We start from the raw sequence: 25,194 nt of genomic DNA, 5'->3' as shown, positions 1-25,194 counted from the left end.
AACCTTAACTATTCTATTTGTGAATTTGTGTTCCGCCGCTCATATTCGCTTCACAGCATCGTTTCTTTTGTTGTTTGTAGCTACACTGTCTCATAGTCAGCGCCTCCCGGAAGGGGGAAACGCCAACCGGAAAATCCCGAAAGCCAAAGAGGTTTTGTTGGACAAGGCCGGATCACCACGGTTTATCCGGTTTGAGAAAAGCCTGAAGATGGACTCCCTGCCAGCATTGGGCATGTTGCTGGGCTTGCCCGAAAAGTCCACACTTCGTCTGAAAGCAAAAATCGCGGATCATAAGGGTGAAGAGCACTTCAGGTACGTGCAGGAGTATAAAGGGCTGGAGGTGCTTGGAGCAGACTACATCGTGCATGCGAAGGGGGAGATGGCCATTTCTGCTAATGGGAGCATTGAGCGTAAGATTGTCGTGAACACCCTGCCCACACTGAGTGGAGAGGCTGCACTGCAGCTTGCCCTGGATGAGGTGGGCGCTGAGGTATATATGTGGCAGAATGAAGAAAATGAGCGATTCCTGAAGCGGGAGAGTAAAAACGCCCGGGCATCTTTTCTTCCTGAATCTAAACTGGCATTAAGCCGAAAGCGGTATGATAAGGCTGAAGCATTGAATCTCGTCTATCAGTTTGATATCTATGCACAAAAGCCCCTGGGCAGATACAATGTAGAGATTGATGCTCATACTGGAGAGGTGATCAATTTTTACAATAAAATTCATACTGCTACGACCACCGGTACCGGACTGTCTTTGTATAATGGGGTGGTGCCAATCATTATGGATTTTGATGGAGCCAACTATTTCTTGTCAGACGATTCCACAGGAGGAGGAATATATACTTATGATTTGAAGCACGGTACCAGCTATGGAAGCGCCACACTTTTTTCAGAATCAGATAATTATTTTGATCAGAGCAATAGCAGAGCAGGGGTGAGTGCTCATTATGGAGCGGCGGCAACCTATGCCTATTTTTTGGAGAATTTTGGTAGGAATAGTTACGATGACGATGGGGCGGCCATCAGGTCCTATGTGCATTACTCAAATGGGTACTTCAATGCCTTCTGGGATGGTTCGAGAATGACCTATGGCGACGGAAATGCGAGTGCTTCTGCGCTGGTCTCTCTGGATATTGTGGGGCATGAGATTTCCCATGCCGTCACGGAGTACAGCGCGGGCCTGGTCTATTCGTACGAGTCAGGGGCATTAAATGAATCTTTCAGTGATATTTTTGGTCAGTCGATTGAGTTTGCCACTTTTCCCGAAACGGCCAGTTGGAACCTGGGTGACGAGATATATTATGACGGAGTGAGCATGATCCGCTCCATGAGTAACCCGAATGCTGAGGGTCAGCCGGATACCTATCACGGAGATCTTTGGTATTATGGCTCAGGGGACAATGGTGGAGTGCATTACAACAGTGGTGTCCAGAATTTTTGGTATTACCTGTTGGTAGAAGGAGGTACAGGTACCAATGACAATGGCTACAGCTACCAGGTGAACGGGATTGGCTTAGAGGCTGCACAACAGATCGCTTACCGAAACCTCACAGTCTACTTAACCTCTACTTCAGACTATGCAGATGCACGTATAGGATCAGAGCAGGCAGCATTGGACTTATATGGAGCAGGCAGTGATGAATATGCGGCAGTAGTTGCTGCCTGGAATGCCGTTGGTGTGGCTTCTTCAGAGCCATTGATGATTGTCACAGATTCTGTGGTATTTGGTCAGGTGCCTGTGGGGATTACCGAAACCATAGAGGTGGTGGTGGCCAATCAGGGGAGTGGTTTGCTGGTGGTGAGCGATATTAATGTTGACAATGATGTTTTTGCCGTTTCGGATACATCCTTTTCTCTTGGAGAACTGTCCTCGAAAACCATCACGTTTAGTTTCACCCCAACAGAAACGCTGGATACTTCCGCCACTTTTACACTTTATTCCAACATAGATACAGTGTCCATCTTTGCCAGCGGCTCGGGGGCCGAACCACCCACCCTGGTCATATCACCAGATAGCATTGTGGACTCACTGTACACCGGTGGGGTTTCTGAAACTATTTTGGCCATTCATAACAGTGGATTTTCAGACCTGGAGTATGAGTTGTCCACCGGATTAGTGGATGATTTTTTGGGAGAGTGGCTTGTGACCTATGACTGGTTCTGCGATGGAGGAGTAAGCGGTGTGGTTATGAATTTTTTCGAAGATCATACTTTCACTACCAGCGAGGGCGCCAATGGTCTATGGAGTATGGATGGAGACTCCATTGTATGGGTATTCGAATCCGGTACAAGATACGCAGGCCTTCGGGAGGGTGATTTCATGTCGGGTTTAATGACCAGTGGCATGTATGATGGATGCTGGTACGCTGATAAAGTGACGGACTTTAACACACCTATAGTGCTAGCTGCATCCGAATGGAGTGTGGAGGGTGAGCAAGTAGCTGCTCCTGAAAGGACAGTTGATCCAAAGGAGGGCGTGGCGTCCGCTGGCAACAGTAATTGGTTGTATACGAGTGTTTCTGAAGGCGTTGTAGCTATGGGTGATACGGCTTATGTGGCGATCACGCTGGATGCTGGCGGTTTGTATGGGGGAGTATACGAAACCAACCTTACGCTGATGACCAACGACCCTGAAAGACAATTGGAGGAAATTCCGGTGTCCCTTTTCGTTACGGGTGCACCTGATGTGGCGCTTTCTCATGACACTTTGTTTTTTGAGGATGCCTTTGTGAACTTCTCTGATAGTTTGAATTTGTTTATCAGCAACGTAGGCACGGATGACCTGGAGCTCGATTTGTATTTTGAGCATGAGTATTTCAGCACGGATTCCACACACCTGAGCATTTCACCTTCTGCAGGGTTCATTTTGCCAGTTTATTTTCAGCCTGATTCGGTGGGCAGTTTAAGCTCAGCTTTACTATTCGTCACCAATGATTTCGATCAGGACTCTATCTACGTGTACCTCACGGGATGGGGAATAAATCCGCCAGTATTTGGGGTAAGTCCGGACAGCCTCGGAGCAGCCCTGTTCACCGGGGATAGCACAACGCTCGTGCTTACCCTCGATAACCTCGAAGGGGGATCAGATCTGACCTGGGAATCGGAGTGGATTGTTGAGTTGGAAGCCACGGAGCTTTATAAAGCTCATGAACATATGGCGCACCTGGTGCCGTCTGACGGATCGGGTAACAATGAAGGGATGGCCACTGCCGGCCCTATCCCTATGGAAAGTATGCAGGCCCTTTCAGGGAATAAGCGCATTCTGGCCTGGACCACTTTTGTGGACATGGATCAGGAATATATCAATACGATCAACGCGATCTCGCAGTACTATTCAGACTATCAGCTGAGTACTACCATTACCACGTCTGCAGCGGAGTTGGGAAATATGCTGGATACGGTGGATGTTTTTCTTATCCCCGAGCAAGAAGATGGAGGGAGTCTTTCTTATTTTTATGATTTGGGAGTTTCATGGTCTGAGGTGATTAGATCCTTTGTGAAGGGTGGTGGCACGATTATTCTCTGTGGAGACCATGAATCAGGTGAGATTTTAAATGCATCGGGCTTGATGCACATGGCTTATGCTGCTAATGCCTACGGCAATGCATTGACATTGGAGGATAGCACACACTACCTCACCGCAGGGGTTACTGGCCATGTTACGGGTCAAAATGCCACCTTTGTTGTGAGCCTTTCGGACACACTCGCGAGCAACCTGATTAGTTATTCTGACTATGCTGCAGTGGCCCACAGGCGAATTGGGCGAGGGGATGTAGTGTATATTGGTTATGACTATTATGCCTATAATGACAATGCCGCCAGGGTGATTTCCAATGCTGTAGCGGGAGCACGGGGCCAGCGTGCATGGTTGACAATGGAAACTGAGTCAGGTACCATTGGGGCTGGTGAATCTCAGGATATCCCGGTCAAGCTAAATGCCACGGATTTGTATGGTGGGGTGTATAGGGCGGGTATCACTGTACAAAGTAACGATCCTGCCAAGCAAAACCGTACGATTCCTGTACACATGGAAGTAACCGGCGTGCCTGTTATTAAAGTTATCAATGATTCTCTACAGTTTGAAAGTGTCTATGCAGGGTACGAAAAGGAGCTCTCAGTGACCATACTTAACCAAGGAACTGATATCCTCACGGTTGACATGGCTTTTAGTGACAGTACGTTTATTACAGATACCTTGCATGTGTCTGTTGGGCCGGGTGAAGCTTATGACCTCCCGGTATTCTTTCAGCCGGACACTGCCAAAAGTTATGTTCAGTCACTCTGGTTGATTTCTAACGATCCTAATCAGGATTCTACCCTTGTAAGTCTATCGGGTATAGGGGTGAATCCACCAGTGATGAATGTGAGCCCTGACAGCCTCCATGAAGCACTCTACACTGGTGACAGTGCTACACAGATCCTTACCATTGATAATACGGTCGGGGGGAGTGACTTGATCTGGAAAGCCGAAATCCACTTTGAATTAGAGGAGACGGAGCTTTTCAAGGCCAATCAGCACCTGATCCAAATGTCCCCTTCTGATGGTTCTGGGAATAACCAGGGAATGTCCAAATCGGGCCCGATTTCAATGGAAACTATGTCAGCGCTCTCCGGTCAAGTGAATATTCTGTCGTGGGTTACCTATGCAGACATGGATCAGGAATACCTGCATACCCTAAATGCCATCTCTCAATACTTTACGGATTACAGATTGAGCAGTACCACCATTACTTCTGCTACGGTGCTGGCAGGAATGCTGGATACAGTGGATGTCTTCCTCATTCCCGAGCAGGAGTATGCCTCTAATTCTTATTTTAAGAACCTTGGAGCTTCATGGGCTGAGGTTCTAACAGCTTTTGCCGAACGAGGAGGCGCTATCATACTTTGTGGAAACCCATCTGCTTATAACATTATTGATGGTTCTGGTCTTATGCATATGGAATATTTTATGCCGGTCTATTCTGAGGTGCTGACAGTGGAAGACTCGATGCACTACCTCACTGAGGGAATATCTGGAGCTGTTTTATCCCAGGATGGAACATTCCTGATGTCTCTTGCGGACTCTGCCGTTTCGAATATTGTATCATATTATGATCATTCTGTGGTCGCTCACAAAAATGTAGGCCTGGGAGATGTGGTATACATCGGTTATGATTTCTTCAACTATGATGACAATGCAGCCCGAATGATCGCAAATGCAGTGGCAAGTGCCAACCGAAGCTCCTGGCTTTCTCTGGGGGTAGCGATGGACACCATCGCAGGAGGGGAACTTCAGGAAGTTCCATTGACTTTTAGTGCAAAAGACCTCTATGGAGGTCAATACAGAGCTAGTATCAACATCCTCAGCAATGATCCAGCCAGCAGCGAGCTGAGCATACCCGTAGTGATGGAGGTAACCGGTGCGCCAGTGCTGAGTATCAATTCTGACAGTTTACCCTTTGCCGATACTTATGTGGGATACTCAGATAAAGTGTCCATTCTGATCAGTAACGAGGGTACAGATGATTTGGAAATAAGCTTGTCTTTGTTGGATTCTGTTTTTGCCATTGACACAGCCTATCTTTTGTTAGCCCCGGAAGTATCCTATGAGCTGGCTGTTTATTTTAATCCTGATTCGGCAGGTGTTTTCGAGGGGGACCTCTTACTGGCTACCAATGATTTGGATAGAGACTCTACCTTTGTTTCACTCACAGGAACCGGGGTGAACCCACCGGTGATGACCGTTTCCCCTGACAGCATCTCAGCGGCTCTGATGACCGATGAGACGGTCATAAAAACCCTCACAGTTGATAATACCGCAGGAGGCAGCGAGCTGGTTGTGCAATTCGAGAGCCGAATACATGCCCAGACCATCACAAAACCATTGACACAGAGCAGGGCACCTTCTTCTACGCATGATCCCACTAGCTTATCTCAGGATTTCGGTGGTTACCTGTCGGACACGGCAAGGGTACTTATCATTCAAAATTCGAGCGCATGGGGTACGGATATGCGATATTTCCTTCAGGAAATTTTCGGCATTACGGCAGTGACAGTATACTCTCAGTATTTGAGTGGTCATGATTTGGAGCCCTATGATTTGATTATCACTACTGGAGATCAGGACTACGAGTACTATGAGACGATCAGTAATAACCGTGAACGCTTTGAAGACTATGTAGAAAATGGTGGAGTAATTCAATATCAATTGGCCACTCAAGGCAGCAATGTGAGCCTTGTTGGAGGAGTTAATATTATTCACGGAAGCGCTGATAATCGCAATACTTTAGACGCACCTGATCATCCCATAGGAAAAGATTTACCACTCGTTTTGGAGGGGAATTCTGCAAATCATACTTATCTGACTGACCTGCCAGAGGGAGCAACGGTGATCACCTCCACGGAGTATTCCACACGGCCTACCACGGCGGAGTATTCATATGGATCGGGGCATGTGATTGTGACAGGAATGACCGTTGAGTACTTGGCTTTGAGTGGTTTTAATTCAGCTCCATTGTTGGGGAATATCACATCCTATACCCTCTCATTATCTGGTCAGAAATGGTTGAAGGTACCAGAAGCTGATACCATCCCTGCTGGTGAGTATCGTGACTTTGAAGTATTGTTAAATGCAAAGGGTTTGTACGGTGGACTTTATTCTGGTGAGATAGATGTCTTGAGCAACGATCCGGCATCTCCGGTTGTCAGTGTTCCTGTAGGCCTGTTTGTGACGGGTATTCCTGATATGGAAGTTGATCAGGATACGGTTGATTTTGGGAAAACATTTGTCGGTACCAGCAATTCCAGGCCCCTCCAAATTGAGAATGAGGGAACCGATACACTTTATGTGTCAGACGTGGTATTTGATCACCTTTCTTTTACCGTGGATACTACTTCTTTTTACTTGCTGCCAAAGCAGACTCAAACCCTGGAGATTATCTATAGTCCGGAAGTGGTTGCTGATGATACTGTGCAGATGAGTATCTCCAGTAATGATCCGGATGAAGTACCCTATATTGTGTATTTGCTGGGACAGGCCGTGCATCCACCTATTGCAGGTGTCGATCAGGATAGTCTGTCAGAGTCATTACTCACTGGCTTGCAAAGCACACAAACCCTAACCCTGGAGAATACCGGTGGTAGCGAGTTGGAGTGGTCTCTTGAAATAAATGATGGAGGTGCTGTGGCACTTACACCTGTAGGCTTTTATGGAGCTCCCTCTCCACAGGTGGATGTGCCAGAGTTATCCTCTGAGGCCGGAGGGTCACACTTTGGGTCAATCGAAGGGGAGGTATTGGATACTCTTGCAAACTTCACTTCGAGTTCCACGGGAATCTACGTAAAAGGAGATACCATTTACACTGTAAATTATAACCAAGCGAGGCTGGATAAGTACAGCTTAAGCGCCAGACAAGTAGTTGAAAGTTTCCCGCTTCATTCTAGCCCCTATGGCATCACCTATGCAGCAGGTTTGTTGTGGATTGGAAGTTATGATGGACTGGTTCGGGCCTATGATTCCGGTGGGAGTTTCGCTGGTTCATTTTCAGTTCCATTTTCTAATTATCCAGCAATCGCTTTTAATGGGACTCATTTTATACTGACCCAGGCTATTGAGTATAATGAGCCTTTTTATGTGGTCGATTTCGATGGAACCATCCTCAATACTTATGAGGGGATAAATGCTGAGGTGACGGAATTGGCCTGGTCCAATGGTACTGTTTGGACGCTCACTTTTAATGGGGAGAGTAATATATACCCATTGACCATTTCGGATGGAGCCATGCACATAAATGATACCATCCGAATACCCGACGATGATTTTGCCTATAGCCTGGCTCATGATGAGGGTAAGTTGTACTGGAACGCATGGAACAGTGATGCGTTGGTGCTGAAGGCTGGAAAGTATTATCAGGGCGATTGGTTGTTTGCTGGAGTGAATGAAGGTGTTCTTGATGCCGGGGAGAGCACTCATTTAGCGCTTAACTTCAACGCTTACGGTTTGGCAGGAGGGCTATACCAAAAGGAAATTAGGCTGATAACCAATGACCCGGAAACACCTACCACCAGGGTGCCGGTTGCTCTGGAGGTGACTTCCGCACCTAATATAGATCCATTGGGTGTTACCGTGGATTTTGACCAGGTTTTTGTTGGCGATTCTGCCATAGAGTCGATGACCATAGCCAACGTGGGGGTTGATGAATTGATTATTCATTCGTCAAGCATAGATCATTCAGATTTTTCAACTTTCAGTGGTGGACTTACCATCCCTCCGGGAGGGGAGCGGGAGTTTTATATCAAGTATCACCCTCAGTCCTCCGGCATAGTGAACGCCACGCTCACTATAGTAAGTAATGACCCTGACGAAGGGGTGATAACCGTGAGCTTGTCGGGAGAAGGTATCCTTCCTCCGGAGATCTCAGTTGCACCTGGTTCGCTTTCCGAAAGCCTAATCTTAGGGGAGCAGACTTCACAAAATCTAAGGGTCGAAAATACAGGTAGTGGCGCTGATCTGGTTATTAGCTTAAAGGTGAGTGAGCCGGAAGGACAGGTGAAGGTAGAGACTAGTCCTGTTTTTACCAGTGCCGATGATCAGGTATCCAAAGACGAGACTTCTGCACCAGATCTCTCCCAATATTGGAGACAGCACACCAGGAGTCCGTTGCAGAATACCGTTCAGGACACAGATCATGTAGACCTGGTAAACCTCAAAAAGAGTCTTAATGAGAAATTTCAGTCCATCACGGGTCTGATATCCAATCGCTATGACTTCTCCGACGGAGTGGAAGGAACAGGGATCAATGATGGAGGTGGAGATATGTATGACGGTGGTAATTACCTTGGCACCAATTTGGGGAGTTACATTCCCTATTCCAACGATCTGATCACAACCAGTAATGCATTCGGATCAGGAGAGTATTTCACCCTTAAGAAGCCAGGTTTGTTTGTATTAGCAGCCAACCTGGAGGAGGTGACGACTTTTTACGTTAGTGGTAACCTGGGTGCAGATGGATCGGGTAGTGTGGATGGAGCAGTCATAGAAATGGACGTGGCAGGAAGGACTTTTCTCGGGTTTGTGAAGAGGGTTTATAATTCCGGAGACCCCTCGATAAACCACTTGATCATAGTGGAGGATAATGGAGAGGCAACACATCAATTTAGCACCAATACCAACTACGACGACCATAGTGTAAATGGGTTATCAAATGTGCGAAGTATTCACTACTTACTTTTTGCAGGTACTGGCAGTAGGTATTACGATAACCATACGATGACTTCTGTGATGAGCGCTTACCTTGAAACTATACAGATCGGACCTAAATGGTTATCTGTAGATCATACACAAGACACCATTACAGCAGGTGGTTTTGCTGAGTTCAATGTAGGTTTTGCCAGTGCCGAAATGACAGTTGGTAGGCACCAGGCCAATATTGAGATAAGTTCCAATGATTTTGCTAGCCCGCAGATTGTCGTGCCAGTATCACTTCAGGTATCAGGAATCCCGGACATTATGTTGTCTTCACTTCAGATCAACTTTGGGGAGGTAGAAGTGGGACAAACCAGCGAGCATTTACTCACCATTTCCAATCTTGGTAATGATTCATTGCTGGTGGGATCCATAGCTTCTAATTATCCAGATTTTACCGTGGAGACGACCGAACTTGGGCTGGCAGTGGGTGAAGACCATAGTTTAACTGTGACTTATACCCCGACCACAGTGGCTACTCATTCCGGTACCCTGCAAATACTAAGTAATGACCCTAATGAGTCTAAAGTGCTTGTTTCTCTAAGCGGAACTGGAATTCCAATCTCCAATACACCTCCAGAGTTGGATGGTTTTAGGTTATCTGTTCCAGAAAATAGCCCCGTAGGATATCTCGTAGATGTGTTGCAGGGTTCCGACTCAGATGGCGATACACTTAGCTATGGTATTGTTTCTGGCAATGAATCTTTAGCCTTTGAGCTGTCGGGTGATGGTCGTTTGCTGATCAATGATTCGGCCATGTTTAATTATGAGCAAAACCCGTTGTTCGAACTGACCATTGAAGTATCTGATGGAGAATACCAGGACACGGCTCAGGTATGGATAGATGTTACAGATTTGAATGACCGCCCCACAATAGAAACCCTGGTTTTCGGGATTCCTGAAAATAGTCCTTACGGCTATTCAGTGGGTTATCTCGTGGGGGAGGATGAGGATGGCGATTCTCTCCAATACGAAATTATTGGTGATAACCAGCTGGTATTTGAAGTGTTCGAATCCGGGATTTTGACAGTTAAAGACTCTTCATTGCTGAATTTTGAAATCAAAAAATCTTTTGATTTGATCGTGGTAGTCCAGGATTACGCTTTGAGCGATACCGCTATAGTTACCGTTAACCTCACAAACGTGAACGATCGACCGGTGGCAATGGATCAGACATTTGAGGTATTTGAAAACAGCCCGGCAGGCACTGTTGTTGGGAATATATCCGCTACGGATGAAGACGGAGATTCTCTGATCTTTGAGATGGACTCCCATATTAGTTCGGCAGCTTTTGAGGTGAGTGTCAGTGGTGAATTGACGGTAAAAGATCCTTCGCTAATTGATTTTGAGGAACAAGAGAAGCTGTACTTTGATGTTATCGTTACCGACCTGTTCGATCAGACCACTTTCAGGGTCACAGTGACGGTACTGGATATTGAAGAAAATACGCCTCCATCATTCTCTGATCAGACCTTTGAAATCCCAGAGAACAGCCCTAAAGGCTATGAGGTTGGTCAGCTGACGGCCGTAGACCAAGAGAATGATTCATTGATATTCACTATTCTGAATAGTGAAGAATCCCCCTTTGAGTTGTTACATTCACAACTTTTGGTTGCTGATTCTTCACGTTTGGATTATGAAGTCAATACTTATTTTGAGCTGACGATGACAGTAAGTGATGGTGCAGAATCAGACACTGCCTTGATTACCATCTATCTGACGGACGTAAATGAAAATGGCGTGCCGATCATTTTGGATCAATCCTTCTCGGTATTAGAGAACAGCCCTAGCGGTCATGAAATAGGAGAGGTCGTTGCGACCGATGCTGACGGTGATGCGCTTGCCTTTTCTATCATTCGGGGTAACTCAGGCAATCCAGTCACATTAACCTCAATGGGGGTATTATTCATCAACGATTCCAGCCTTTTTGATTTTGAGGTGAGTCCAGTTTTTGAGTTGGTTGTAACTGTAAGTGATGGTTTATCAGTTGATTCAGCTACCGTTACCATTCATGTGGTTGATCTTGATGAAACACCAGAGAATCATGAGCCGGTGATTTTGGATCAGAGCTTTTCGGTGGAGGAAAATACCCGTTCCGGGATAGTGGTTGGCACGGTGGTGGCAACAGATGAAGATGAGGACGTTCTCACTTATGAGATCATTTCCGGAAACAGTGATCACACATTTGCTTTGGATATGGAGAGTGGGGTGTTATCCATTGATGATTCTACGGCACTGGATTTTGAGGTCAATCGAAACATTTCATTTATCGTTCAGGTAAGTGACCTCACAAGTTCGGATATAGCCATTGTTTCCATACAGATCACCGACCAGGTAGAAACAGGGCCGCTTGGTCTTGATTCAGATCATGAGTTGCTTATTTATCCCAATCCTTCTTTAGATGGTCACGTGAGTATTGAGAACGGGAGGCCTATAAGATCTCTGAAGTTATTGGATACTTCTGGTAAAGTGTTGGTGTTCGTTCAGGGTGAAGGACGACAGGAGATAGGCCTGGAGTTGAGTGATTTTGACCGGGGTGTTTATTATTTGATCATCGAAGATGTAAAAAGCCAGCTGATTAGGAAATTGATCCTTGAGTAGTGGTTTTTAGCTCACAGTTGAAAAAGAAAAGGCCTCGTCCTGAGGCCTTTTCCTTTCCATAGTTTCAGGATCAAAACAGAATTCTCCAAAACTGGGCAACCAGAAAACATACAATCAGACCAAATACGATCGGTAAGAAAGTTGCTACAGAAGTCCACTTCCAGCTTTTAGTTTCCCTGTAAATGGTATAAATGGTGGTGCTACAGGGGTTGTGAAGCAGACTGAAAAGCATCAGGTTGATCCCTGTGAGCAGCGTCCATCCACCTGTCTTGAGGATACTCGCTGTTTCGGTGGTAGAGTCCAGTTCAAACATCACTCCATCACTGGCTCCCATGTCCACAATGCCAAAATGCGAAACCGTAAGCATCAATATGGTTGGGATCACAATCTCATTAGCTGGAATGGCCACTACGTAAGCCAGAAGTATAACTCCATTCAACCCAATCAAAAAGCCAAACTCATCCAGAAAGTCTATGGCATATGCGGCGAGAGTGATCTCCGAAATACTAATGTTTGAAATCAGCCAAATGACGGCCCCTGCGGGCGCCGCAAATACGATGGCCCTCCACAATACGATGATCGTTCTGTCAATCAGTGAAGTGTAAATGGTCTTCCAAAAACGTGGCGGCCGATAAGGGGGAAGCTCCAGGGTGAAAGTAGATACTTCACCTTTCAGCATGGTTCGGGAAAGAAACCAGGAAGTGAAGAATGTGAAGAAAATACCCAGAAAAGCAATCCCAATGACTGCAGCACTGGAGATAAGGCCTGACCATCCGGCGGGTACCAGCACGCCGATGAAGATGGTGGCTATAAGGATCTGTGTTGGCCACCTGCCATTGCAAAGCGAAAAGTTGTTGGTGATGATGGCAATGAGTCGCTCCCTTGGACTGTCGATGATCCTGGTAGCCACTACACCAGCGGCATTACAGCCCCAGCCCATACTCATGGTGAGCGCCTGCTTGCCATGAGCACCTGATTTTTTGAATAACCCATCCAGGTTAAAAGCCACACGAGGAAGGTAGCCAAAGTCCTCCAGCAAGGTGAACAAGGGAAAAAAGATGGCCATAGGAGGGAGCATCACTGCGATCACCCAGGCCACGGCCATGTACACACCATCCAGAATAAAGCCATCCAGCCACCATACCACTCCCAATTGGGCAGAAAGACCCTTGAGGAATGGATAAACCATCTCCAGCAGCAGGGTATTGAGCATGCTCGATGGATAGTTGGCGCCTTGAATAGTTATCCAGAGTATCACAGACAGAATCAGCGCCATAATGGGAAACCCAAACGTACGGCTGGTCAACACCTTGTCAAGCATCCTGTCGAAGTGATAGGATTCCTTTTCGTTTTTCTTGATTTCCACCCTTTTGGTAATGGCAGCGGCATCTGAGTAGATTCCCTCTGTAAGTTTATCATGATAGTCTTCGCCCATCTTCCACCTGAGAGAGGAGGCAAAGGTCAATATTTCGTCCGTTTCGTTCTTTAACTTCTCCATTTTAGGTAGTGCTTACAAAATCACCATTTTTTAACGCGTTCAAGATCTGCTGGTCTCCATCTAGCAGTCGCATGGCTACCCACCGGCTATTGGGAAGATCCGGGTAGGTTTTGAGTATTTTTTTACTCAATTCATCCACCGCCTGGTCTACCTCTGCGGGTAAGCTTTTGATGCGATGGGGTTTACATGCGATTTGATTAGAGGCCACTTCATAAATGGTTTGTATCAATTCGGGAATGCCTTCATTGGATCGGGCACTGGTAGCTACCACGGGGATTCCCAAATCTTTCGCCAGCGTGCGCTCATCTATTTTGATTCCATGTCGGGTGGCTTCATCCATCAGGTTCAGGCACAGAACGGCTTTGTCTGTGATTTCCAGCACCTGAAGCACAAGGTTTAGGTTTCGTTCCAGTCTGGCAGCATCTGCTACGATTACAGTCACGTCCGGCCGGCCAAACAGGATAAAATTTCTAGCCACCTCTTCGTCTTCAGAGGTAGAGAGCAGGGAATAAGTACCCGGCAGATCAATAAGCTTGAATCTTTTGTCGCTATATAGAAAGCCACCTTCTGCGCGGGTTACGGTTTTTCCGGCCCAGTTTCCGGTGTGCTGTCTCAGGCCTGTGAGGGCATTAAAGACAGTGCTCTTGCCGGTGTTGGGATTTCCGGCCAGGGCCACCACGAAATCCGCACTATCTACGTTGATACCCAATTTTTTGAGCTGGGCTGCATTGTAAAATGCACATGTCTCACAGCCCTTGTCCACTGCGTCATTCATAGGTGTCATTTCGTTTTTTCTATTAAAATCAAATCCGCCTGATCATTTCTCAGAGCAATCAGGGTGTTGCGAATCAGGTATGCCTTAGGCTCTTTCATGGGGCCTTCCAGGCCCGTTTCTATCGACGTGCCTTTGATAAATCCCAGGTCGAGAAGTCTGCGACGATTGGCACCTCTACACTCCGAGGATATACCGATCACTTGTCCTTTTTCTCCCTGACGTAGAGAAGAAAGGCGAACCTTGCCAGATTCAAACACCTCTTCTTCGCTCAATTTTCTTACTCCTATGTTACTGGCTACTATCGAAGAAAGTTCATATTCCTGTCCCTCAGAAAAGAACCTGACCCTGTGATCATCTATCTCTGTTACCTTTAGTTGTTGACCCATATGGAGCTTCTTGTCGATGATCTGCTCATAGATGACTTCTGGTTCATCTTCGATGTGCACGATTTTTACCAGGGCGTTCTCGCGAATTCCGGATAGGGGGATGGCATTGGATTCAATGATCTCTCCGGTCTTCATCGGGATGGGATCGCCATGAGGATCAAAGCGTGGGCTCCCGAGCTCATGATACAGCTCTTCTGCTTCTTCTGAGGTCATCGTATGCTCCATTTGCTCTGCGCGATTGTGCCATTCAGATTTGTCGATACCCGTGCGCTCGGAGAGATACTTTTCCCATAACCTGTGCACGCGAATGATGTGAAGGGCATAATCCTTACCAGCCCGGGTAAGGGAGATGGTGTCCGCTTGGGCACGTATCAGGTTGAGGGCAGACATTTCTTCTATCAGACTTACCAGTTTCTTATCAGATAGTTTCAGAGCGCCTGCCATGGCATTAAGTGTTGCTTTTCTGCCACTGTATTCTACATGGTAGAGCTGCTTCAGCACATCCTCCATGGCCGTTTTCCGATCACGCTCAGAGTCGTGAAATACCCTGGTCCAGAGCTTGTATTTCCAACCCAGGTATATGAGGGCCCCACCTGCAAAGAATAGGGTTAAAGCTAAAATTGGATTTGGTGTCATCTCGTTAAATCAATTTTCATTTCACAGCCAACATGATGTTTTTAGCAATTTCTCCGGAGATGTATACCTCAGAGGATTGATCGATCTGAATGAGAACAGACTGGTCATATTCTACAATGTCTTTGATCTGAATAATGGACCCAAGACGCATTTTTATTTTATCCAAATGCCTGAGGAGAGAGGGATCTCCGTCCGGCACTTTCACCACGATCCCCTTACTTTCTATGCTCAGCTCTGTAAGCGGCAGTTGCGGATTCTCCTTGATCTCACCATGCTCATTGGGTATCGGATCACCATGAGGATCCATGGTGGGGTAGCCCAGAAATTTATCCAACCTACTGATGAGTATTGGTGACTTGATGTGCTCCAATTGCTCGGCCACCTCGTGTACTTCATCCCAGGTAAAGTTCAGTTTCTCCACCAGAAATACTTCCCAAAGGCGGTGCTTTCGGATCACCTGAAGCGCCATTTGTTTTCCCTTTTTAGAAATCTGAACGCCTTTATATTTTTGATAGTCTACCACATCTTTCTGCGAAAGTTTCCGAATCATATCGCTGACGGAGGCTGGTTTTGTGCTCAGTTCCTCGGCGATGGCATTGGTGGAAACTCCCAAATCTCCGCCATCGGATAGATGGTAGATCGCTTTGAGATAATTCTCTTCTGCAAGACTTAGTTTCATGAAATCAAAGGTAAAAATATTTTTAGACATATCTAAAAATATTTTTAACACCTATTTTATTTGAGTATTTAACTAATTATAAATCAAATTGTTATTGCTGTTTTATTCATTGAATATTTGAACTTGCTTCATTGGATACTTCAAGGCTTTGTTACTGAGTGAATGGCGTAAGGTTTTGTGCCTGGATCAAGCTTGGTAAGCAAAATATTCGCTTCGGGTTTTCAAGAATTGGCAAAATAAATTTCAAATTGTTTTTGGCATCTGACTTACCTGATTAATATTGCTTCCTTGGTTTTACTTTTAAAATAGCAGTGACGGATATATGGAGGAATTACGCGAAATCATAGAGTCGGCATGGGACGACAGATCTCTGATCACAAACAAAGAAGTGTCAGTGGCCATCAAGACTTTGATAGATGATCTGGACATGGGGAAGCGGCGGATAGCTGAGCCTTTGGAGAATGGAGAATGGCAGGTGAATGAATGGATGAAGAAGGCCGTGATTTTGTATTTTCCATTAATGAAGATGCAGTTGATAGAGGTGGGCCCATTTCAGTTTCACGATAAGATTAAGCTTAAGTCTGGCTATGACCAGCTTGGTGTCAGAGTGGTTCCGCATGCAATTGCCAGGTATGGTTCGTTCATCAATAAAAACACGGTGCTGATGCCGTCTTATGTGAACATAGGCGCCTATGTGGATGAAGGCAGCATGGTGGATACCTGGGCAACCGTGGGGAGCTGTGCGCAAATTGGTAAAAATGTACACCTTAGTGGTGGTGTTGGGATTGGCGGTGTTCTCGAACCCGTTCAGGCAGCGCCGGTCATCATCGAAGACAATGCGTTTATCGGTTCCAGGTGTATTGTGGTAGAGGGAGTTCGTATCGGTAAAGAAGCCGTTTTGGGAGCGAATGTGGTGCTGACTTCCAGTTCTAAGATTATAGATGTAACAGGGCCAGAGCCTGTAGAGCATCGTGGTTATGTACCAGAGAGATCAGTGGTTATTCCAGGTACCATACCTAAAACTTTTGCTGCGGGAGTGTATCAGGTGCCATGTGCTCTGATCATTGGAAAAAGGAAAGAAAGTACTGATAAAAAAACCTCACTCAATACTGCACTGAGAGAAAATAACGTGTCCGTGTAATCGTTTTTTCTGGCACATAAGTTGTTACGGTAATGTTCAGCGAACAGATTCACTCTATGCTTTCATTCATTCTAATTCTTTTCTCTTGTTATTTTCTGGAAGCACAGCCTACGGAAAATGAAGATCCTACGGCCAACTACAAATTCAGGACGGGCGAGCATCTTGATTTTAAGCTCAGCTATGGCTGGTTTACTGTGGGCAAAGCTTCTCTGGACATCGATGATAATTTTCATTCTTATAAGAATGAGGACTGTTACAAGGTGGAGATCAAAGGAGAGACCGCCGGCTTTCTGGGAGTTTTCACTCACGTAGATGATCGCTGGGGAGCCTATGTGAAGAAGAAGGATTTGCTTCCGATTCATGCGTATCGAAACATCGAAGAAGGGAAATACGTGCGTGAAGAGAGAACCTACTTTGATCACGCTCAGGGAAAGGTGGAAGTGATGCGCTATGACCCGAGGAAGGAAAAACGGAACCCGAAGCGCATGTATGATATCAAAGGGGATGTGTATGATCTGATGAGCTCATATCTTTTTCTCAGAAATGTGGAATTCGAGAAATATCGAAAAGGGGACACCATTCGGATCAAAACATTCTATGAGGATGAGCTCTACAATTTTGAACTGGTTTTCAATGGAAAAGAAGAGATAGACTCTAAGGTGGGGCTTTTACAGGCCTATAAGGTGAATTTCCTGGTGCCGCCGAGTGATATTTTCCCAAATGAACAGGGGATAGTGGCCTGGATTTCTGCCGATACCAATCATTTGCCCCTCAGAATTGAAGCCGAGATGTTTTTTGGCAAAGCATATTGTGACCTTACGGGTTATAGAAATATAAAATATGGGCCTGATTATCAATAGTCAGTTCTATATTTGCCAGCTAAACATGTGTTATGAGATTTTTGGTGTTCGTGCTTATCACTTTTTTTCTAACTGGCTGCGGTGGAGAAACCTCCAGTAGCGGTGATAGGCTATATGGGAAAGGGGAGTTTGAGCAGGCCATTGAAGAATACACCAAGGCATTAGAGACCAATCCTTCTGCCATCAATCACCTCTATAATAGAGGGCGTGCCTATGAAGAAATCGGTAAGCTGGATTTGGCTGAGCAGGATTTTCTTCAGGTACTTAGCCTGGACAATCAGAACCTCAATGCCAACCTGAGCTTATCAAAGCTGTACTATTCTAAAAAGGCCTATAACAAAGCTGTGATTTTTGCGGATAAGGCCTTGGAGCTCAATGAAAATTCTGCTCAGGGACATTTTTTGGTAGCTAGGGCAAAGCACCAGCTGGGGTATGTGGACAGCGCCATGGAGTCTTACACGCTGGCCATCAATATCAATGCAGAGTATGGAGAGGCTTATCTCTACAGAGGAGCACTCAAAATCCACAAGAAGCAGTCCAAGTCTGCTTGTGATGACATACGCAGAGCTGTTAACCTCGACGTTCCTGAGGCTAAAGCCATCCTTAAAAAGTACTGTAAATAAACTTAAGAGACCTTTGAAAAATTTGCGCTCTTTTTTCTCAGCGAGAGAAACGCCATTCTATTATTACGATCTCGAACTACTAGATGCCACCCTGATGGCCCTTTCTTCAGCCAATAGGTATGGATACCACGTACACTATGCATTAAAAGCTAACAATAACACACCCATTCTGGAGCGAATAAAAAAGGCCGGCCTGGGCGTGGATTGTGTAAGTGGCAACGAGGTTAAAATAGGCCTGGAGCATGGTTTTAAATCAAGCAATATTGTTTTGGCCGGAGTAGGCAAAACGGATAAGGAAATCGGTTATGCGATTGATCAGAATATCTTCTCCTTCAATGTAGAATCCATCCAGGAGCTAGAGGTGATCGATGAGATCGCCGGAAAGAAGGGAAAGAAAGCTAATGTATCCATTCGCATCAACCCGGCCATAGAGGCAGGTACCCACCACTATATTACCACCGGTGCCAAGGGAAATAAATTTGGGATTTCCGGAGAGCAATTGCTGGAATCATTGGATTTACTCAAATCCCTATCGAATGTTCATTTCATTGGGTTGCATTACCATATTGGTAGCCAGATTACCGATCTGAATCGGTTCAAGAATCTCTGCGAACGAGTTAATCACCTACAAAAGGAACTCCAAGCCGCGGGTTTTTCACTTCCGCATCTAAATGTTGGTGGGGGGCTCGGGATTGATTATGAGAATCCTCAGGAGCATCCAATACCGGATTTTGAGGCTTATTTCCGGGTGTTTCATGAGCACTTAAAGTTGCTCCCCGATCAGGAGGTGCATTTCGAGTTGGGGCGATCCATTGTAGGGCAGTGTGGTACGTTGGTTACCAGAGCACTTTACCTCAAGGAAAGCGATCATTCTAATTTCCTGATATTGGATGCGGGCATGACTGATCTGATGCGACCAGCACTTTACCAGGCCAGCCATAAAATCGTGAGTCTCTCTGAAGCTCAAAACACCAGACAATATGATGTGGTAGGACCCATTTGTGAATCGTCAGATGCTTTCGGGAAGTCCATCACACTGCCAGAAACCAAACGTGGAGATATCCTGATGATCTGTTCGGCAGGTGCCTATGGTGAAACCATGAAAAACAGCTACAACGCCCGTGACCTGGCGCCGGCTTATTATTCAGAGTAATTTAAGCAACCAAAAAACCGATGATCAGATACATTACTACGGACAACCCTCCAGTGAAGAGGGCGTAGGGTAGCTGCGTCTGTACGTGCTCTATGTGATCTGATCCAGAGGCCATGGAGGAGATGAGTGTGGTGTCTGAGATAGGTGAACAGTGGTCTCCAAATACACCACCACCCAGCACAGCTGCCACGGCCAGGTAGATGTTCAGGTCGATGGCTTGAGCCAGAGGTACAGCGATTGAAATCATGATCGCAAAAGTGCCCCAGGAGGTACCTGTGCTGAATGCAATAAAACAGCTTGTGAGGAATATAATAGCCGGAGCGAGCGAAGGTGAAAGCCAGGAGGAGGTGACCGAAGCCACATACACGCCTGTGCCAAGTTCTTTGCAGAGCGTGCCAATAGCAAATGCGAGTACCATGAGGATGGCCATAGAGAGCATTTCTTTCATTCCGGTCATGCTTTCTTCTATAAAGTTCCCAAGGCTAATTTTCTTTTGGAAGCCATAAAACACTCCGGCAAAAACTACTGCGGAGATCACAGCATACAATACGGCTGCAGAACCTGAGGCATTCGCTATGGCATCCCAGGTTTTAGTACCAAAAGAACCAGGCGTCTCACCTGACCAGCCGGTATAAATGAGAAACAGAGGCATGGAAATGATCATGATTCCAAGAGGAAGAAGCATGTTTCGCGCTTTTCCCTCCGGTAGCTCTTCCTGATTTGAAGGAGTATCAACAGTGTTCTGCTCAAACCTTTTCATTGGCCCATAGCTTTTATTGGTGGCTGCCAGGAAAAATACCAGCGCCAATGTAAATATCGGGTAGAAGTTGAAGGGGATGGAGTAAAGAAGCGTTTTGAATGGAGCCACTCCCTCATATACTGACAGTAAACCTATGATGTAGGCGCCCCAGGCATTCAGCGGAAACAGGATGCAGGAAGGGGCCGAACTGCTATCTGCCAGGTAGGCCAGTTTTTGTCTGGAAATATTAAACTTGTCGAAAAGGGATTGAAAGACCGTACCTACGGTGAGGATAGAAATATTGGATTCTATGAAAATAAAAAAACCGGTAAGTCCTGCAGCCACTTGCAGTTTTGATTTTGGGTTTTTGCTTTTCAAAATGGACTTCTGAATTCTTCCAACGAAACCGTTGATGCCACCTGAGTAGCGAATCAGCTGAATGAGGGCTCCAATCAGCAACGTGAACAGGACGGTGCGTGTGTTTCCTGCGCTTTCAAATACCTGTACCAAATGGTCTGCTGTAGATAGAATCCCCTCAAAAACGTTACCTCCTGAAATAATGACATAGCCTAGTAGTAGCCCGAAAACGAGGGATACAATGACTTGTTTGGTTCTGATGGCGAGAAAAATGGCAAGAATGGGAGGTAGCAGGGAGAGGAAACCAAAGTCTGTCATTTAGCTGATATCAAAGATTCGTCAGGAGTATTCGAGTTTGCCCGGTAAAGGTAAGTATCGAAGAGATTAGTGACAGCATCTTTGATGATTTCTTCCTGCTTGCTTTTTTTGGTGTACTTGTCCATGTCCACACTTGCCTGCCAGACCAGTTTTTTTGTTTTCACGTCTGTGATTTCTATTAGCAGTGCCGATTCCAGTACCGCTTTTACGGTGATATAGCTTTGCGAGGGAAAAGTGGAATACGGAGAGTATCCGTAGTTGTTTTGTTGGGTCTTGATGGCTTGGTTAGAAATGAGCTCATACCTCACAACCAGGTCGGGATTGGTATTGATGGGGCGGTAAGCCCGTCTGTTCATTTCCAGGTGAATGTTTTGTTCAATTTCAGAAAGAATCCTTCGGCCTTCTTCGGAGATGTCGGTTTGATTGGCCTTGAAATTAACCACCAAATAGCTGTCAAATGCATTGAAGTTAGACTTGGTGTTGACGAAATCAACAACTTTGGGATGACATGAGAAAAGAAAAGAAAAAAGCAGAAGGAATAGAGAAGATTTACCCAGAGAGGAAATGCGATTAGACATACGGATGGACAGAGTGACTTAGTTGGTAGCCACTTTTTGACTTCTCACAATGTTGAGCGAACCTAGAATTTTGTCAATCAGCCGATCTGACGAATCTGCAAACTCATAGAGGATATCAAACCTATCGCCATTTTCACTTGAGCCTATTAAGTGAGAATAGTCCTCCATGGTTCCTTTTTGATAAGCATCCAAATCGGGGTTATACCATATAAATTTCATGATAATCTCGTCAATCAAGTTTAATTATTCGGTGAATAAATTGTACTTCTTAGTCTGGCTCCTGTGGTTGAATACGTTTTAACGATAAAAGGTAACCATAAGTTTTAAATTTTTAAGCTTGATTACATGGATTTATCTGAGTGAAGTGCCCAAACTTCATCAATTAATATTGAATCCCTTACAATGTCACCATTTGTACTATCAATAATGATATTTGGAAGGTACCCGGCATGTTTCCATTTGCTGTTTTCAATATCAGATTTGAAGGTGATCGTTTCTCCGATCTGTCCGCTATTAGTAGGATAGATCATGTCGATCGTTTCGGAATATTTCCCATTTTCATATCGGTAGCTTCCCGAACCTGAGGCGTAGATCTCATCAGCATCCTTATCGAAATAGATCCAGGTGAAATGAGTAGGAGTAATCAGTTTAATGTATCCAATAAATTCAGGATATTCCATAAACTCCTTCTGACTGGCATCGAGGTATGAGGTCAACTCCCAGGTACCCATCACACTGGAGTTGGTATTAGGAGGGAGGCTGGTTTTCATCCACTTTTCTTCAATTTTATTGGAGTCTATTACCACGATCTCACCCGTTTCCATGTCCATGTCCATTTCCTTGGCATATCCTGTATGGTACCAGATGCCATCAGCAAGCTCAAAGTTGAATGGAATGGCCTGTCCAAGTTCTGAACTGCCCGGAGGGAAGAAGAATTCAATGTTTTCCACGTACTGCCCGGTATTAATGCTGTAGCTTCCTCCTCCCATGCCCAGTAGTTGCTCATTTTTAGTGTCGTATTTTATCCATGTAAAATGATCTGAGGTCAAATGTTTTTGATAAAGAATGCTGTCGCCATAGGTATTCCATTCATTGAGACCTTCCGAGTGAGGGATGTAAGCGACGAGATTCCAGGAGCCTTCAAACGAAACCTTTTCCTCATTGGTGGCTGGCTTTTCCGGGCTACAGGAAGCAATGACCAGAAGTAATAATATCAGGTGGGGGAAACGTTTGGGGTAGTGCATGGTTGATGTGTTTAGAGGTTTACATATAATTTAAAATATAATCAGGTAACTTCAAATTAATGGAACATATATATCAACGTAAATTGGATTTAAAAGTGATGTTCATTTAATCTGATGACAATTTTTTTTAACTTCATCACTTAACCCAAATCCGCCGATTTGCTCAAGTTTGCCTTTTTACTAGAATTATTTTTGATCACAGACCATTTCCCTCAGGAGTCTGCTGAGTTGCATATTACAGGGGTTTATCAGGGGAAGACTTTGTTTATCCAAAATCCCTACAATCGGGAATCTATGTCATTCTGTGTCACGGCTATCTATGTGAATGGAACCAGACTTGGTCTAAACTATAAAGTGAGTGCCCTTAAACTTGATTTCAATGGAATTGATAAGTTTTCCCCACTTTCCATCAAAGTTCAACATGCTCCAGGTTGTAAGCCCATCATACTGAACCCTGACGCCATTCATTTTCATAGCACATTTTCCTTCGGGGAAGTTGGGTTTGCAGATACAGCACTGGTTTGGAGGACAAGCGGCGAAAAGTCGGGAAGTGTATTCACGTTGGAAAAGTATCAATTCGGTATTTGGATAGAGGGGGATACCGTTCCAGCAAAAGGTGAGTTTGGGGGTGCTGAGTATAGTTATTCACCTTTGCTGGAAGAAGGGGCCAACAAGCTGAGAATAAAGTACATCACCCCGAAGGGAGATTATCTGCTTTCACGGGAAGTGGATTTTCATTTCTATCCTGAGCCGGTGACATTTAAGCCCTATAATGCCACTAATACACTGTACCTGTCCAGGGCTGCCTCTTACGAGGTTTTTGATGCCGGCGGAGATCTGGTATTATCCGGTCAGGGTACCACGGCAGATATCAGTAGTCTCCCGAGCGGAGATTATGTGATTTATTTTGACAGTAAAGATCCCGGGGTTTTCCGAAAGGACTAAAAAAGCGTCACACCGAAAAAAGTCTGCAGCAGGGTTAATAAGAACATGGTTCCCAAAACCAGCGGACATAAAATTGTTACTGCAAAATTAAGATACTTCTGGATAAACGATCCCATATAATTGGGGTAGCCCAAAGCGATTTCTTCGTTCAGGTTCTTTGTCTTCCAGGCATAAGCCGCAAAGATGGAGATGAGACATCCACCCAAAGGCAGGAAAGTATCGTTGGCCACATTCTGTGCAAAATCCATAAACGAAGTGGCATTCTCCGCACCTACATAGGTGATGAAGCTGGAGAAAAACCCTGAGTAGCCATTGGAAAGGAGTGACGGGATACCCAAAACGAAAATAATGGTGGCCATGATCCATACAGCACGGTTTCTCTTGATTTTTTTCTCGTCTACTATATATGCTACGGGTACTTCCAGAAGAGAAACGGTGGAGGTCAGGGCTGCAAAGGAGAGCAACAAAAAGAACAAGGAACCAATTACCACGCCGAGTAGAGGTCCCAGGCTTTCGAACGCACCCGGCAGCACAGTGAAAATCAGGCCTGCGCCCTGGCCGGCTCCTTCCATGGTGCCATCAGTGAGGTAGGCTACCATAGGAAACATCATTAGTCCAGCAATAAAAGCAATTCCAACATCCGCTAAAGTGATAAATGCCGCAGACGTCACAATGTTATCATTTTTACCTACATAACTGCCATAAGTGATCAGCGCACCCATTCCCAGAGAAAGCGAAAAGAAGGCCTGTCCCATGGCATTGCCCATGACACTCAGGGTAAGCTCCGAAAAGTCGGGCACCAGGTAGAACTTAATGCCTTCAAATGCATGATCTAGAGTTAGGGAATAAACGACCAAGCCTAGTATCATGGTAATCAATGTTGGCATTAATATTTTGGAGGCCCGCTCAATCCCTCCAGATACCCCTTTGGATACGATGAAGGCGGTAGCAAACATGAATACCATTGCATAGAGTCCCACCTTGAAGACATCCTTAATGAACGTGGAAAACTGACTTCCTATTTCAAAATGCCCGGTTAGGAGTTCAATGAAAAAACCAAAAGCCCAACCGGCAACTACATTGTAAAAAGAGAGAATCACCACCCCACTGATGATGCCCGGAAGGCCCAAAATACGCCACTTTTTAAAACCAAGTGCTTCGTAAGCTCCTGCGGGATTTAGCTGTGTTTTTCTTCCGATGGCAATCTCGGTTACCATCACAGGAAAGCAGAGGATAAAGCAAAAGAACAGGTAGACCAGCAAAAAGGCCGCACCACCACCTGCACCCACTTCAAAAGGGAAACTCCAAATATTACCCAACCCTACTGCCGATCCGGCTGCTGCTAAAATGAAACCCAATTTATTGGAGAATGATCCTCTGTTTGACATGCGCTTAAGAAAATTTAAACGTCAAATATAACAAAAGCGCCCAAAGC

General features: G+C 45.5%; 15 protein-coding genes. 6 read left to right on the top strand and 9 right to left on the bottom strand.

The features are described 5' to 3' along the window. Positions 1 to 19 precede the first annotated feature (19 nt). Positions 20 to 11,827: an Ig-like domain-containing protein gene (locus ACHKAR_RS09005; protein ID WP_395417123.1), complete on the top strand. Its 11,808-nt coding sequence runs from the start codon at positions 20 to 22 to the stop codon at positions 11,825 to 11,827. A 70-nt stretch (positions 11,828 to 11,897) separates the two neighbouring features. Here the strand turns inward: ACHKAR_RS09005 and ACHKAR_RS09000 are convergent, their stop codons facing one another. From ACHKAR_RS09000 to ACHKAR_RS08985, 4 genes are read right to left on the bottom strand one after another with little or no spacing between them, the layout of a single operon-like run. Next, the gene (locus ACHKAR_RS09000; RefSeq protein ID WP_395417122.1) at positions 11,898 to 13,325 is read right to left on the bottom strand and encodes a nucleoside recognition domain-containing protein; all 1,428 of its coding nucleotides are present in this window, start codon (positions 13,323 to 13,325) and stop codon (positions 11,898 to 11,900) included. A gap of 1 nt (position 13,326) precedes the next feature. Beyond that, positions 13,327 to 14,100, bottom strand: a complete 774-nt coding sequence (locus ACHKAR_RS08995) for a FeoB small GTPase domain-containing protein (RefSeq protein ID WP_395417121.1) — start codon at positions 14,098 to 14,100, stop codon at positions 13,327 to 13,329. A gap of 5 nt (positions 14,101 to 14,105) precedes the next feature. Then, a complete protein-coding gene (locus ACHKAR_RS08990; protein ID WP_395417120.1) occupies positions 14,106 to 15,122 on the bottom strand; it encodes a metal-dependent transcriptional regulator in 1,017 nt (338 codons plus the stop codon). Positions 15,123 to 15,138: 16 nt separating this feature from the next. Next, entirely contained in the window at positions 15,139 to 15,831 is a 693-nt protein-coding gene (locus ACHKAR_RS08985) for a metal-dependent transcriptional regulator (RefSeq protein WP_255465036.1), read from the bottom strand. 292 nt (positions 15,832 to 16,123) lie between these two features. On the opposite strand from ACHKAR_RS08985, the gene ACHKAR_RS08980 reads away from it, so the two are divergent. The 4 genes from ACHKAR_RS08980 to lysA are packed head-to-tail and all read left to right on the top strand — an operon-like array spanning position 16,124 to position 19,578. Continuing rightward, on the top strand, positions 16,124 to 16,942 hold the full coding sequence (locus tag ACHKAR_RS08980; RefSeq protein WP_395417119.1) for a 2,3,4,5-tetrahydropyridine-2,6-dicarboxylate N-succinyltransferase: 819 nt from the start codon (positions 16,124 to 16,126) through the stop codon (positions 16,940 to 16,942). A 56-nt stretch (positions 16,943 to 16,998) separates the two neighbouring features. After that, positions 16,999 to 17,802 (top strand): DUF3108 domain-containing protein, encoded by an 804-nt coding sequence (locus ACHKAR_RS08975; RefSeq protein WP_395417118.1) that lies wholly within the window; start codon positions 16,999 to 17,001, stop codon positions 17,800 to 17,802. A 32-nt stretch (positions 17,803 to 17,834) separates the two neighbouring features. Continuing rightward, entirely contained in the window at positions 17,835 to 18,425 is a 591-nt protein-coding gene (locus ACHKAR_RS08970; RefSeq protein WP_395417117.1) for a tetratricopeptide repeat protein, read from the top strand. A 13-nt stretch (positions 18,426 to 18,438) separates the two neighbouring features. Further along, positions 18,439 to 19,578 carry a diaminopimelate decarboxylase gene (gene lysA, locus ACHKAR_RS08965; RefSeq protein ID WP_395417116.1) on the top strand — a complete coding sequence of 380 codons (1,140 nt, stop codon included), beginning with the start codon at positions 18,439 to 18,441 and terminating at the stop codon, positions 19,576 to 19,578. 1 nt (position 19,579) lies between these two features. Here the strand turns inward: lysA and ACHKAR_RS08960 are convergent, their stop codons facing one another. From ACHKAR_RS08960 to ACHKAR_RS08945, 4 genes are all read right to left on the bottom strand, one after another. Continuing rightward, positions 19,580 to 20,992 carry a Na+/H+ antiporter NhaC family protein gene (locus ACHKAR_RS08960; protein WP_395417115.1) on the bottom strand — a complete coding sequence of 471 codons (1,413 nt, stop codon included), beginning with the start codon at positions 20,990 to 20,992 and terminating at the stop codon, positions 19,580 to 19,582. Continuing rightward, the gene (locus ACHKAR_RS08955) at positions 20,989 to 21,570 is read right to left on the bottom strand and encodes a DUF4136 domain-containing protein (protein WP_395417114.1); all 582 of its coding nucleotides are present in this window, start codon (positions 21,568 to 21,570) and stop codon (positions 20,989 to 20,991) included. The genes ACHKAR_RS08960 and ACHKAR_RS08955 overlap by 4 nt, the downstream gene beginning before the upstream one ends. Before the next feature lie 18 nt (positions 21,571 to 21,588). Next, positions 21,589 to 21,789, bottom strand: a complete 201-nt coding sequence (locus tag ACHKAR_RS08950) for a hypothetical protein (RefSeq protein WP_159579483.1) — start codon at positions 21,787 to 21,789, stop codon at positions 21,589 to 21,591. A gap of 122 nt (positions 21,790 to 21,911) precedes the next feature. Further along, entirely contained in the window at positions 21,912 to 22,814 is a 903-nt protein-coding gene (locus ACHKAR_RS08945) for a hypothetical protein (RefSeq protein WP_395417113.1), read from the bottom strand. Between the two features lie 159 nt (positions 22,815 to 22,973). On the opposite strand from ACHKAR_RS08945, the gene ACHKAR_RS08940 reads away from it, so the two are divergent. Then, on the top strand, positions 22,974 to 23,759 hold the full coding sequence (locus ACHKAR_RS08940) for a hypothetical protein (protein WP_395417112.1): 786 nt from the start codon (positions 22,974 to 22,976) through the stop codon (positions 23,757 to 23,759). Here the strand turns inward: ACHKAR_RS08940 and ACHKAR_RS08935 are convergent. Continuing rightward, on the bottom strand, positions 23,756 to 25,147 hold the full coding sequence (locus ACHKAR_RS08935) for a sodium-dependent transporter (RefSeq protein WP_395417111.1): 1,392 nt from the start codon (positions 25,145 to 25,147) through the stop codon (positions 23,756 to 23,758). The genes ACHKAR_RS08940 and ACHKAR_RS08935 overlap by 4 nt on opposite strands. Between the last annotated feature and the right edge of the window lie 47 nt (positions 25,148 to 25,194).

Source organism: Marinoscillum luteum (assembly GCF_044005705.1).
Classification (GTDB): domain Bacteria; phylum Bacteroidota; class Bacteroidia; order Cytophagales; family Cyclobacteriaceae; genus Marinoscillum; species Marinoscillum luteum.
The sequence above is the reverse complement of the archived record's forward strand: the minus strand, read 5'-3'. Positions and strand labels throughout refer to the sequence as shown.

Coding starts and splice junctions, on each gene's coding strand:
- ACHKAR_RS09000 (WP_395417122.1), bottom strand. CDS start 13,325: ATGGAGAAGTTAAAGAACGAAACGGACGAAATATTGACCTTTGCCTCC.
- ACHKAR_RS08995 (WP_395417121.1), bottom strand. CDS start 14,100: ATGAATGACGCAGTGGACAAGGGCTGTGAGACATGTGCATTTTACAAT.
- ACHKAR_RS08990 (WP_395417120.1), bottom strand. CDS start 15,122: ATGACACCAAATCCAATTTTAGCTTTAACCCTATTCTTTGCAGGTGGG.
- ACHKAR_RS08985 (WP_255465036.1), bottom strand. CDS start 15,831: ATGTCTAAAAATATTTTTACCTTTGATTTCATGAAACTAAGTCTTGCA.
- ACHKAR_RS08980 (WP_395417119.1), top strand. CDS start 16,124: ATGGAGGAATTACGCGAAATCATAGAGTCGGCATGGGACGACAGATCT.
- ACHKAR_RS08975 (WP_395417118.1), top strand. CDS start 16,999: ATGCTTTCATTCATTCTAATTCTTTTCTCTTGTTATTTTCTGGAAGCA.
- ACHKAR_RS08970 (WP_395417117.1), top strand. CDS start 17,835: ATGAGATTTTTGGTGTTCGTGCTTATCACTTTTTTTCTAACTGGCTGC.
- ACHKAR_RS08960 (WP_395417115.1), bottom strand. CDS start 20,992: ATGACAGACTTTGGTTTCCTCTCCCTGCTACCTCCCATTCTTGCCATT.
- ACHKAR_RS08955 (WP_395417114.1), bottom strand. CDS start 21,570: ATGTCTAATCGCATTTCCTCTCTGGGTAAATCTTCTCTATTCCTTCTG.
- ACHKAR_RS08950 (WP_159579483.1), bottom strand. CDS start 21,789: ATGAAATTTATATGGTATAACCCCGATTTGGATGCTTATCAAAAAGGA.
- ACHKAR_RS08945 (WP_395417113.1), bottom strand. CDS start 22,814: ATGCACTACCCCAAACGTTTCCCCCACCTGATATTATTACTTCTGGTC.
- ACHKAR_RS08935 (WP_395417111.1), bottom strand. CDS start 25,147: ATGTCAAACAGAGGATCATTCTCCAATAAATTGGGTTTCATTTTAGCA.